Genomic DNA, 11,264 nt, shown 5'->3' with positions numbered 1-11,264 from the left:
AATCTTGCCTCAATCTTGCTTAGATCCATAAAACTCGTCATAAATAGCACGGATTGCCTTCTCAAAATCACAGGTTTCGACACCTATGATGATGTTAATCTCGCTTGATCCCTGGCTTATCATCTTGACATTGACGCCTTCCTTGGCAAGGGCGGTAAAGGTCCTAGAAGACACACCCTTTTCCTTTTTCATGCCACGACCAACAACAGCTATTAGGGAAATGTCCCTCTCCCAAGAAATGCTATCAACATTAAGATATATCTGCAATTCCTCGAGAACTTTTTTGAGTTTTGGCGTAATATAGGAATCTGCCACGAGAACAGAAACCGTATCAATGCCCGAAGGCATATGCTCAATCGAAATATCATTTGACTCAAAAACTGTAGTAAGTTTCCTAAAAAAATCCTTTTCGTTGTTCATATTTACCTTTTCCAGGGTAATAGAAGTGAAGTCTTTTTTACCGGTAATACCTGTTAGGATACGCTTATTTTTGATGTCAGAATTTGAAACAATGAGGGTGCCCGCCTTGGCTGGAGCATTAGTATTTTTGATATTAATCGGAATATTTTTGTCCCTAAGAGGGAAAATCGCCTCTTCGTGGAGGACATTGGCCCCCATGTAGGAAAGCTCCCTGAGTTCCTTGTAAGTAATAGTCTCAATTGGGCAAGGATTTTTGACAATCCTTGGATCTGCGACCAAAAATCCAGACACATCTGTAAAATTTTCATAGATCTGGGCATCCATGGCAGAAGCAATAACAGAGCCTGTCACATCAGACCCTCCACGTGAAAAGGTCTTAACATCGCCATCTTCCTGGCCATAAAAACCTGGGATGACAGCCCTGTCATGCTTTGATAGGATATTTTTTATATTTTCCTGAGATTTTTCTAAATTAAGGATACCTTCATTAAAGAAAATCAAATCCTTGGCATCAACAAAATCATACCCAATAAAGGAAGCAAGGACCTGGGCACTCATAAATTCACCACGACTAATAACAAAATCGTAGGAGGCCCCATTTGTAATCTCTTCCTTAACATCGGCAAGAATAGAGTCAATATCAATAGCAAGGCCAAGGTCATCGGCTATATTTTTATAGACATCCTCAATTATTTTGTAAACCTCATTGAAATTTAGGTCGTGGTCACTTAGCTGGTGGCACATGGCAAGAAGGTCGGTGACCTTGTGGTTGTTATTGACACCCTTTCCTGGCGCAGAAACAACTATGTATTTGCGGTCCTTATCCGCTTGAATTATATCCTTAACTTTTTGAAGCTGGCCGGCATCAGCCAGTGAACTTCCTCCAAATTTAGCAACTTTCATCATCTTCCCCTTTATCAAAAAATAATATAAAATCCTTAACTATATTTCTACATCACGTTAAAGCAGTTTAAAAAACTATACATTTTTTATCCCAGTTGTCAATTATCAGATAACTATGGTAAAGTAATGAAAACGTAATCCCACTTGACATCATAAGGAAGGGGAATTTTTAATAAAATATTTCATCTCAAACAAAACTATTTCGCCATTTAATGGTATAGTAAAGAGGAGAGTTAATTTTACATATTATTTTTAAAGGCTTGCCTTTTAGAGATTTTTTTATTATAGAAAGAGGATTTTATGGTTGATTTTGACGGAAAATTATTTTTTGCACCCATGGATGGTGAAGTTTTGGACCTTACGGACTGTGTAGACCCTATTTTTTCCCAGGGTATTGTTGGGGCTGGGGTTTTGATTATCCCTACTGGTTCCAAGGTTTATGCCCCTTGTGATGGCACAGTTTCTATCATTGCCAATTGCAGGCATGGAATCGCTATTAAAAATCCAGCAGGTTTCCAGGTCCTAATCCACATCGGCATTGATACTGTTGATATGGATGGGAATGGCTTTAAGTCTTACAAAAAAGTGGGCGATAAGGTCGAAAGCGGAGATCTTTTGCTTGAATTTGACCTAGAAAAAATTAAAAAGGCTGGCAAAAATATCCAATCACCTGTTGTTATAACCAACCCAGAGATCAAAAAGGTTGAAATCCTCAAAAAGGGTGTTGTTAATTACGGTGATGAATTTTTTAGGATTTGCGAGCCAAAATAAATAGAAAATATAGAGAAGAATAGAAAAGAAAGAATAAGTTAGGAGTTGTATGAAAAAATTAATTGCAGTTGATGTTGATGGAACCCTGGTTAACAGCAAGGGCCAGATTACGGCGAAGACTCGAGAGGCTCTGATAGCTGCGACCAAGGCTGGTCATGAGGTGATGATTGTTTCGGGCAGGGCGACTTCCGGGCTAAGGCACCAGGCAAAGACCCTTGCCTTTGACAAATATGGCGGTGTCCTATCCTCCTTTAATGGTGGGGAGCTCTATGAATTTAAGGAAAAGAAAGTCCTCTCAAGCCACAGGATGGATTATGACCTAGCCATGGAAATCCTTGCATTTACAAAGGATCTAGACCTGGAACTTATGATTTTTGATAGAAAATATATCCTTACCGATAGGGCCGATGGTTTTTATGTTAAGCGTGAGTCAAAAATTATAGATATGGAAATCAAAGAAATTCCCGACCTTAGGGATAGGCTTGATTTTGCCCCAAATAAATTTCTTTTTGCCCAGGACCCTAAAAAAATTGACAAGCCTGCTAGGGAGCTTTTGAAGAAGTTTGGCGATGTGACTGAGCAGGTCAAGTCTTCTAGGTTTTATTATGAAGTAATGCCTAAGGGTCTTTCCAAAGGGGCATCAATTATTGAAGCTTGCAAGATTTTTGGAATTGACATCAAGGATACCATAGTTTTTGGCGATGAAATGAACGATATATCCATGTTTGAAGTGGCTGGAACAGGTGTTGCTATGGGAAATGCGGTTGAGTCTATAAAAAATATCGCAGACTATGTTACAAAATCGAATAATGAAGATGGAATTGCTTATTACCTAGAAAATTTTGTATTGAATAAGGAGTAGAAATGAATCTAATTGTTGCCCAATCAGGTGGACCAACCTCTGTTATTAACTCATCTTTGGCAGGTGTAATCGACAGCGGTATTGATAATGATTTTGAGAAAATTTTTGTTTCTATGAACGGGATTGAAGGAATTATTAATGAGCATATCAGGCTTGTGGACGCTGAGGTCTTTACCAAAGACAATATGACCAAAAAACTTAAGGCAAGACCTGCCTCTATCCTTGGTTCTTGCAGGTTTAGGCTTGACGATAACCTAGATAGTCCGGTTTATGAGAAGATTTTTGCCGTCCTTAAGAAATATGACATCGGACTTTTTGTCTATATAGGTGGCAATGATTCCATGGATACAGTCAAGAAATTAAATGCCTACATAGATTACAAAAAAATTGAGGGAATCAATGTGATTGGCTGTCCAAAGACAATCGACAACGACCTTGAAGGCATGGACCATTCTCCAGGTTTTGGTTCAGCTGCCAAATATATCGCCTCAACCTTGAGGTCTTTAAGGTGTGATGTGGATATTTACGACCTAGAAAGTGTGACCTTTGTTGAAATCATGGGCCGCCACGCAGGTTGGCTAGCCGCATCAAGCCTCATAGCTAATTACGATTATCCAAAAGATTTGGTCAATCTCCTATATATTCCAGAAGACGAAATGTCTATAGATGAACTCTTAGACGACATCAAAAAGGGCTTGAAAACCGAGAAAAATCTCCTAGTTGCAATTGCTGAAGGCTTTAGAGATACAGGTGGAATTTTATCTGAGGAAGTTTTCACCAACACCAAAGACGGCTTCAACCACCCAATCGTGTCAGGAGTTGGCCAAAGACTTGCCGATTTAGTTAGGGATAGACTTGACATCAAGTCTAGGGCAGTAGAATTAAATATTGTCCAAAGATCAAACACTCTTATTTCTGAAGTTGACTCGAAAGAAGCCTACAACCTAGGCTACAAAGCAGTTGAAATAGGAACCGATAGAACCAATCTCGTCCCAGTTTTAAGGAGAAAAGAAGGCGAGGACTACGAAGTTTATTACACAGAAGTAGCCCCAGATGAGATAGCCAACAGGGAAATGAAAATCCCGCAAGAATGGCTAGTTGACAAGAAAACCCTAGAAGAAAAAATCCAAGCCTACGCCCTACCTCTAATCGAAGGCGAAGTAGACCAAACCTACGAAAAAGGCATGCCAGTATTTGTGAAAATAGAAGATTTCACTAGGGAAATTTAGGAAAAACCAAAACCAGCTAGGCTCGAATTTTACGAGCTTGGCTGGTTTTTGTTTGAATTGATTTTGTGGGAATCATATTATTTATTGTATATATTCTATGATAATACTTTGAGGAATAGTTCGAGTAAAAATACACCCACCTCGAGGAGTAAAGCAACGAGAGGTCTCTATAGTTTTCCCCGAATTGGGTTCGCTCTTACATCGGGATTTTTGAGTGAATTACAAAGAATTGGGATAATAACAATGCATAGACGGAACCCTTGATGAAGAAAACGATGGAGGTCTCTCACCTACCTACGGTAGGATTCGAGACGGGGCTGTTAATTTAAGTTGATTTCAGGGTAGTTAGAAAGTTTGTTATATAAAGATAATTCTAAAAATCTGAGAAATAGTCCGAAGCTCCTCCCCTCGCTTCAGAAACGATGGTGTGAGTTCTAAGATATTCTTGAAATTATTTTTATACTCTTATTCAAAGAGTAAAACTCATCTAGCAATGTTTGGCGAAAGCCAAACGAGCATTACATAAACTAGAACACCGAGACCAATTCTCCCTTTTGTCGGGCAAAGATTTCTAATCAAGGGTTACATTACAAAAATCGCTTGTTTGAGGCGTAGCCGAGTTTGCGATTTTTAGCAACCTGAAGATTAGAAATCTATGTGGATATACGAACACTAATACAAGGAGACCACATTATCAACAGTTTGCCGTAGGCAAACTCCTTATCCCCCGAGAGGGGTCGCCCGGAGGGTGTAACGGAAGGGGTTTTAAAGGGGACCCAATGAGGGAACGTGCGAAACGTTCCCTTGGGGTCCCCTTTATTACGAAGATTCAACTGTAAATAAAATAATCACTTTAAAGATAAAGATAAAGATAATAACTTATCTAGGATAAGAAACCTACTTATGGTACGGCTCCTTATTTATTATCCTGTAAGCCCTATATATTTGTTCCATTAGGATAACCCTCATTAATTGATGAGGATAGGTCATTTTGCCGAAGGATATTCTATAATTGGACCTTTTTAGGACATTGGCTCCCAGTCCATTTGATCCGCCTATGACAAAAACTATATCCCTGCCAAAGCCATCTAGCATTTCGTCTTGGATTAATTTTGCAAATTTTATCGAGTCCAGGGCCTTGCCATTTATTTCTAGGGTCACGACAAAGGCGTCGTCCTTGATTTTAGATAAAATTCTCTCGCCCTCGGCGGTTTTTACATGGTCGATTTCCTTTTCTGACAGGGTTTCTGGGGCCTTTTCGTCGGCCACTTCCACAATTTCAACCTTGTTGTAGGCGGTCATCCTTTTTTGGTACTCGGCGATAGCCTCCCTATAAAATCTTTCCTTGATTTTCCCTACGCCGATTATTTTAATTAACATTAGTTTTGATTTTTGGCGTAGTCAGCGTAGGCCTGGCTAATCTTTGAAAATCCGTCATTTTCCAAGGCTTCTAGGATAATGTCTCTCACTTCTGTAGTTCTTGTAATCCTCTTGTCGTCGCCATGAAATAGCCTATCTGCCACATCTTTTAGGATAATTGAAACATCAGATGTGTTTATTTGCATACCTGCCCTGTCGGCTGCGTTTTTAATTGATCTAGAAATCTTATCTTCATTGTATTTTTCAATATTTCCACTTCTTTTTACTACATATTCATCACGGCCTGTGACCATTTCCATTATCTCATCAACTGGCAAAGATTTGGCGATTTCTACAAGGTCTAGGCCCTCAATCTTGTTATTTTTCAAAAAATCTGTCAATAAATTTAATATTTTTTCTGTCATTTTTTTCTCCTAATTTCTAAACATTCTTCTACTTATTTTTATACCCAAAATCTGCCAAAGCTTATCAGGAATTGTAGTGCCTGTTGGGTAGGGTAATAATTTCGTTGAGTTCTTTTGGCAGTTTGATGTCCCTTTTGAGGGCGGCAAAGGAAATGGCGTTCTTGCCGTATTTTTTCCTGATTTCGTAGATGGCCTTATCGCAGGATTCTTCCTTGAAATACTTGTCACATTCGGTGAAAATATCAAGCTGGCTGCCAGACCCCAATGGCCTTAGCTTGGTGGCCCTGATCCCAACAGCCCTCACAGGTAAAGGCCAGTCATATTTTTGACAAAATAGCTTAAACCCAGCGTCTGCCAGGGTTATGGAAGATTGGCTGGCAAGTTTAAGATCACTTGCAAAGTGTTGGGAAAATAATTCAGAGTCCCTCACAAAAACCTCAACCCCATTAGCTTCAAGGCCAGCTTCCCTGAGCCTTCTTGATACAGAAAAACTCAACTCCTGGATGACGTTTTTGACCTCGCCATTATTTAAAAGGTCCTTCCTACAAGTTGAAGAATTGCCAATAGTTTTTATGATGTCCTTGTGATTTATATCCACAACCGGGCGCCTGTCCTCGCCCTTAGCATAGGTCCAAAGATAGACCCCATTAATACCTAGGAGATTTTCTAAAAGGCTAACAGGAGTCTTAGCCAAATCGCCCAAGGTGTAAATTCCAATGCGGTTTAGCTTACCCTTGGTGGCCCTGCCGATGCCCACCATGGCCTCGACCTTTTGTGGCCAGACTTTTTCCTTCCAATTATCCTGGTCAATGACTGTGATGGCGTCAGGTTTTTTCATATCTGATCCAAGCTTGGCAAAAATCTTGCAAAATGAAACCCCAATAGACACTGTAAGGCCAACTTCTTCCTTCATACGCCTAGAAATTTGCCTAGCTATGTCCATTCCCGACCCAAAAAGCCTGGTAGAACCAGACACATCTAGGAAACACTCATCAAGGCCAAAGGATTCGACCTGGTTGGTGTAATCGTAGTAGATTTTCTTGGCCATTTTTGAATGTTTGAGGTATTGGTCATATTGGGGTGGCACGAGTATTAGGTCCCTACAATGGGTGAGTGCCTCCCAGATTGGCATACCGGTTTTGACCCCCATCTCCTTGGCTTCCTGGCTTTTGGCAAGGATAATCCCATTCCTATTTTTGGGATTGCCCGCCACAGCCATGGCCTTGCCCCTAAGGGCTGGATTGAGCTTGGCCTCTATAGATGCATAGCAGGCGTTCATATCTGAATGTAGGATGATTCTCTTCATTGTAGACTCCTTCTTGTGAATATTTAATAAAACTCTTGATTATTCTGGACTCTTAATGTATAATTAAGACAATAAGTGACTGTAAGTAAATTATAAGACACTAAATGTCTTTTGTCAACAAGATTTTTCAAAAAGGATAAATTTCAAAAAGAAAAAGAGGAGTATTATGAGTTTTGCAAGCAAATTAAAAAGTCTAAGAGAAGAAAAAAAGTTAACCCAAGGTGAATTAGCTGAAATGGTTAATGTATCCCTAAAAACCATATCTCGCTATGAGCTAGGTCTGTCAAAACCAAGGTACAGAAAGACTTACGACCTCTTGGCCGATGCCCTAAACACCAGCCACGACTACCTAGTCACAGACGAGGAAGACTTCGTCCTAACCACCCGTGAGAGATACGGCTTTAAGGCAGGCAAAGAAGCAGAGGAATTAGTAGACGGAGTCATCGGTCTTATGGCAGGAGGCGAAATCCCAGAAGAAGACAAAAGAGCCATCCTAGATGCCATCTCCGAGGCTTATTATATAGCCAAACAAGACAGCAAAAAATTTAGGACCAATAAATAATGGCCTACTCCTATGACCAAATCTATGAGGACGTCATTGACCTAATCAAGACCCACGGCAGTCGAGATCCTAGGGAAATCCTTGAAGAACGTGGAGTCCATCTCATTCCCTTCAAGGAAGACACAAAACTCCTTGGCATGTATAAGATAATACTTGATAGTCGTTTTGTCTTCTATAATCCCAACGTCGACTACAGGATAAGGACCATGGTCTTTGCCCACGAACTAGGTCACGACCTCTACCACCAGGAAAATGCCAAGAAAACTTTGGTAGAATACGAGCTTTTTGACATCAATAGCGAAATGGAAATCGAAGCCAACATCTTTGCCGCCCACCTCTTATTAGATGAAAAAAGGCTCATGGAAGACATAATAGAAGGCTACACCTACAACGAGCTAGCCAGCCTCTACGACGTCAACGTCAACCTCATGATTTTTAAATTAAACGAAATGCACAGGATGGGCATGCCCATCAGAAAAGAAAACCCAAGCCAGGTCGACTTCTTTAGGCAAATCGACGGCAAAGATTCTAGAAATTTGAGGTCCTACTAATGGGAATGAGAGTCACAGACCTTGTCAAAATAATAATAGACCAAAAAAAGGACGCAAAAATTGCCGCAGACATGACAGTAGGCAAGGGAAATGACAGCAAATATATACTAAAAAATACCCAAATCGAAAAACTCTACGGCTTTGATATCCAAAAAGAAGCGGAAATTGAATCTAAAAACCTAATAGGAAAAGACCCGAGGTTTATCTTTCACCTAGCAAGTCACGACAAAATAGATAAATATATAAAAGAAGGCCTAGACCTCGCCATCTACAACCTGGGCTACCTTCCAGGAGGCAACAAGGAAATCACCACCCAATACAAAAGCACAATCAAAAGCCTAGAAAAAACCCTAAGCCTCCTAAATAAAGATGGAATAGTCATCCTAACCATCTACCCCGGCCACCCAGCAGGCAAGGTAGAAAGCGAAGAATTAGAAAAATTTCTAGCAAAAATCGATCCAAAAAAATACGCCGTAATGAAACTATCCTACCAAAATAGACCAAAAAACCCACCATATATTATTGTTATTGAAAAGAACTAGAAATAGTTCTTTTTTTCGTCCGAGATTAATGGTAGTAAAAACTTTGAAATCAAAGTTTTTACGGTTTTCAAAATTTCTCAAGGTGCAAAGCACCGCAGTAGAAATTTATGAAAAACCTTATGTAATTTTTTACAAGTGACGCGACGAATAGGAGCGTTAATTGTAAAAAGATTACGTTCCTTAATTTCTTATCCGAGATAAGCTATCTGTATTATATGTGATAATTTTATTTACAATTGAATCTTCGTAATAAAGGGGACCCCAAGGGAACGTTTCGCACGTTCCCCCATCGGGTCCCCTTTAAAACCCCTTCCGTTACCCCCTCCGGGCGACCCCTCTCGGGGGATAATGTGTTTGCCTGCGGCAAACTGTTGATATAGCGGTTCCCCTGTTTGTGTTGAACTATATCCAAATTTTTTTGACATTCAGTCGGCTAAAAATCTCAATCTAGTCTGACTTTAGTTTTACATTTAAAAATTAATTCACAGTATTTATTCCATTTCGTTTCATAGATGACTGTCAGTGAGATTTTCTTAACGCCTCCTTCACTTACAAAAGACTTGATAAATAAGTAAAGGTGATGACTTTTTTACAAAAAACCATCAAAAACTTTGAGAAATTGAGAGAATCACCATCACTCGTTTCGACCGAGCGAAGCGAGTGGAGAAATCTCTTGTCACCTATATCTTGCTATTATGGTATAGGAGTCTAGTCCACTTAAAACTAAAACATAACTCTTATCTAGCAATGTTTGGCGAAAGCCAAACGAGCCCAGCAAATTCTGGAACTTCGAGACCAAATCTCCCATCTATCGGATAAGAATTTCTAATAGAAAGTCCCGTTAAGAAAACTGATTGTTTGAGCGTTAGCGAGTTATCAGTTTTTAGGGGCTTGAGTATTAGAAATCTCTAGGAATATACGAACACTAATACAAGGACGTTCTCCCTACACAAAAAAGCTTGCCTAAAAGGCAAGCTTCTACTTTCGCACTCCGCTAAGGAGCAGCTGGGGGTGTAGCGTAAGGGGGTCTTAGGGGGAACCAGTGAGGGGGCATCTGCCGCCCCCTTGGGTTCCCCCTATGAACGGAGGGGTCATGTAAATGACCTAGATATAATTTATGATACAGTTAATCTCGGATTAACGAAAAAAGGATAATTTATCTCGGATAAAAAAAGAGAGTGATGAGAAGCCTGGCTTCTTATTTTACGTAATATTTTCCGTATATTTCTTCTATTTTTGAATTTTCTGGACTTGTTGGAAAGTTGTCTGGGGCTTGTGGGCGGGTTTTGCTTTCGTTTATGGTCCTTGATTTTTTGATTTCTTCATCGGATTTTAGGAAGTAGTCGTAGGTTACGAAGTCTCCTAGGTTTTCTATATCTTTTTCGCTAAAGTTTATTACTGGATCGTCCCATGTTGTGTCGATGTGGTACCACTTGCCCATGATTTTTACCATGTTCCACATATGGTCTTCACCGTTTCTTAGGGACTTGCCTGTCAAAAACCTTGTTTCTAGTCCCGCTTCCTTGGCCATTAGGTCAAAGAGGGTGGCGTAGGCGTTGCAAACTCCACCATTGCCGTATATTATTGAGGCTGGGTGGTAGATTGATACTCCCCCGCTTTCTTCGTTTCTGTCGCCCTTGTTGTAGAAATTTTTCTTGACTATATAGTCGTGGATGGCTTTGACTTTGGCATATTCTGTGAATGATGGGTCTATATTTTCCCCTACCCATTTTTTGACAAAGTCTGTTGTGGAGTATTCCATATCCACACCTACCCTGTATTTTACGTCAAACTTGGCCTTTTCTATATAGGTCTTGCCGTCCATGGATTTGTCCGGATTGTAGGTTGTATCTATCCTTGCTGATCCATATTGTCCATAGTAGAAATAATCGTCTTCCCTTGCCACGTCTAGGAAAAGGTCAGATATTTTTTGATTTGTACTTACCTCGCCAATGTCTATGACAAAATAAGTATCCCTATTTTGGAGGTGGGGCCTGATTTGGTCTCTGATTTTCATATTGTCCCTATAAACAGCCTGCATATTTTCAACCTTATTTAAGGTTTTCTCGAGGGAATCCATGAGGATTTTGACCTTGTCGAGTTTTTCCTTGGAAATTTTTAGCTTATCTTCCCTCATGGCTGTCCCTAGCTCGTCTAGGACATCCCTATATTTTTTTGTGTCAATCTTTAGGAATTTTTCCTCGCTTGCCGTGGAGGCATAGGATTTTGGGCTAGCCAAAACCAGGCCCAAGACTAGGATGAGGGCAATTTTTTTTATAATTTTCATATCATCTCCATAATAAAATAACTAGCAGGACCAGTCTACGTCGCGAT

Annotated in this window: 11 protein-coding genes; 6 read left to right on the top strand and 5 right to left on the bottom strand. The window is 40.0% G+C overall.

The window, feature by feature from the left end:
• Positions 1 to 9: 9 nt before the first annotated feature.
• On the bottom strand, positions 10 to 1,323 hold the full coding sequence (locus K8P03_RS05595) for an aspartate kinase (protein WP_223419138.1): 1,314 nt from the start codon (positions 1,321 to 1,323) through the stop codon (positions 10 to 12).
• A 300-nt stretch (positions 1,324 to 1,623) separates the two neighbouring features.
• On the opposite strand from K8P03_RS05595, the gene K8P03_RS05590 reads away from it, so the two are divergent.
• The 3 genes from K8P03_RS05590 to K8P03_RS05580 are packed head-to-tail and all read left to right on the top strand — an operon-like array spanning position 1,624 to position 4,185.
• Positions 1,624 to 2,094: a PTS sugar transporter subunit IIA gene (locus K8P03_RS05590; RefSeq protein WP_223419135.1), complete on the top strand. Its 471-nt coding sequence runs from the start codon at positions 1,624 to 1,626 to the stop codon at positions 2,092 to 2,094.
• Positions 2,095 to 2,143: 49 nt separating this feature from the next.
• Positions 2,144 to 2,956 (top strand): Cof-type HAD-IIB family hydrolase, encoded by an 813-nt coding sequence (locus tag K8P03_RS05585; RefSeq protein ID WP_223419133.1) that lies wholly within the window; start codon positions 2,144 to 2,146, stop codon positions 2,954 to 2,956.
• A gap of 2 nt (positions 2,957 to 2,958) precedes the next feature.
• A complete protein-coding gene (locus K8P03_RS05580; RefSeq protein WP_223419131.1) occupies positions 2,959 to 4,185 on the top strand; it encodes a diphosphate--fructose-6-phosphate 1-phosphotransferase in 1,227 nt (408 codons plus the stop codon).
• Between the two features lie 897 nt (positions 4,186 to 5,082).
• On the opposite strand, the gene rlmH is transcribed toward K8P03_RS05580, so the two are convergent.
• The 3 genes from rlmH to K8P03_RS05565 form a co-directional block, all read right to left on the bottom strand.
• On the bottom strand, positions 5,083 to 5,565 hold the full coding sequence (gene rlmH / locus K8P03_RS05575; protein ID WP_223419129.1) for a 23S rRNA (pseudouridine(1915)-N(3))-methyltransferase RlmH: 483 nt from the start codon (positions 5,563 to 5,565) through the stop codon (positions 5,083 to 5,085).
• Positions 5,565 to 5,969, bottom strand: a complete 405-nt coding sequence (locus tag K8P03_RS05570; protein ID WP_223419127.1) for an ATP cone domain-containing protein — start codon at positions 5,967 to 5,969, stop codon at positions 5,565 to 5,567. Before K8P03_RS05570 ends, rlmH begins: the two co-directional genes overlap by 1 nt.
• A gap of 64 nt (positions 5,970 to 6,033) precedes the next feature.
• Positions 6,034 to 7,275: a DNA polymerase Y family protein gene (locus tag K8P03_RS05565; protein ID WP_223419125.1), complete on the bottom strand. Its 1,242-nt coding sequence runs from the start codon at positions 7,273 to 7,275 to the stop codon at positions 6,034 to 6,036.
• 166 nt (positions 7,276 to 7,441) lie between these two features.
• Here K8P03_RS05565 and K8P03_RS05560 point away from each other — a divergent pair, with 166 nt between their 5' ends.
• The 3 genes from K8P03_RS05560 to K8P03_RS05550 are packed head-to-tail and all read left to right on the top strand — an operon-like array spanning position 7,442 to position 8,930.
• Entirely contained in the window at positions 7,442 to 7,837 is a 396-nt protein-coding gene (locus K8P03_RS05560) for a helix-turn-helix domain-containing protein (RefSeq protein WP_223419123.1), read from the top strand.
• On the top strand, positions 7,837 to 8,388 hold the full coding sequence (locus tag K8P03_RS05555) for an ImmA/IrrE family metallo-endopeptidase (RefSeq protein ID WP_223419121.1): 552 nt from the start codon (positions 7,837 to 7,839) through the stop codon (positions 8,386 to 8,388). The genes K8P03_RS05560 and K8P03_RS05555 overlap by 1 nt, the downstream gene beginning before the upstream one ends.
• Positions 8,388 to 8,930, top strand: a complete 543-nt coding sequence (locus K8P03_RS05550) for a tRNA (mnm(5)s(2)U34)-methyltransferase (RefSeq protein ID WP_223419119.1) — start codon at positions 8,388 to 8,390, stop codon at positions 8,928 to 8,930. The genes K8P03_RS05555 and K8P03_RS05550 overlap by 1 nt, the downstream gene beginning before the upstream one ends.
• A gap of 1,198 nt (positions 8,931 to 10,128) precedes the next feature.
• Here the strand turns inward: K8P03_RS05550 and K8P03_RS05545 are convergent.
• On the bottom strand, positions 10,129 to 11,217 hold the full coding sequence (locus K8P03_RS05545; protein ID WP_223419116.1) for a transglutaminase domain-containing protein: 1,089 nt from the start codon (positions 11,215 to 11,217) through the stop codon (positions 10,129 to 10,131).
• Positions 11,218 to 11,264: the final 47 nt, after the last annotated feature.

This window comes from Anaerococcus murdochii (assembly GCF_019957155.1).
GTDB lineage: Bacteria > Bacillota > Clostridia > Tissierellales > Peptoniphilaceae > Anaerococcus > Anaerococcus murdochii.
This window is presented reverse-complemented; position numbering and strand designations above follow the sequence as displayed.

What these genes read in the sequence shown, in the direction of transcription:
- K8P03_RS05550 (WP_223419119.1), top strand. Translation starts at nt 8,388, where the DNA reads ATGGGAATGAGAGTCACAGACCTTGTCAAAATAATAATAGACCAAAAA.
- K8P03_RS05565 (WP_223419125.1), bottom strand. Translation starts at nt 7,275, where the DNA reads ATGAAGAGAATCATCCTACATTCAGATATGAACGCCTGCTATGCATCT.
- K8P03_RS05560 (WP_223419123.1), top strand. Translation starts at nt 7,442, where the DNA reads ATGAGTTTTGCAAGCAAATTAAAAAGTCTAAGAGAAGAAAAAAAGTTA.
- K8P03_RS05595 (WP_223419138.1), bottom strand. Translation starts at nt 1,323, where the DNA reads ATGAAAGTTGCTAAATTTGGAGGAAGTTCACTGGCTGATGCCGGCCAG.
- K8P03_RS05570 (WP_223419127.1), bottom strand. Translation starts at nt 5,969, where the DNA reads ATGACAGAAAAAATATTAAATTTATTGACAGATTTTTTGAAAAATAAC.
- K8P03_RS05555 (WP_223419121.1), top strand. Translation starts at nt 7,837, where the DNA reads ATGGCCTACTCCTATGACCAAATCTATGAGGACGTCATTGACCTAATC.
- K8P03_RS05545 (WP_223419116.1), bottom strand. Translation starts at nt 11,217, where the DNA reads ATGAAAATTATAAAAAAAATTGCCCTCATCCTAGTCTTGGGCCTGGTT.
- K8P03_RS05590 (WP_223419135.1), top strand. Translation starts at nt 1,624, where the DNA reads ATGGTTGATTTTGACGGAAAATTATTTTTTGCACCCATGGATGGTGAA.
- K8P03_RS05585 (WP_223419133.1), top strand. Translation starts at nt 2,144, where the DNA reads ATGAAAAAATTAATTGCAGTTGATGTTGATGGAACCCTGGTTAACAGC.
- K8P03_RS05580 (WP_223419131.1), top strand. Translation starts at nt 2,959, where the DNA reads ATGAATCTAATTGTTGCCCAATCAGGTGGACCAACCTCTGTTATTAAC.
- rlmH (WP_223419129.1), bottom strand. Translation starts at nt 5,565, where the DNA reads ATGTTAATTAAAATAATCGGCGTAGGGAAAATCAAGGAAAGATTTTAT.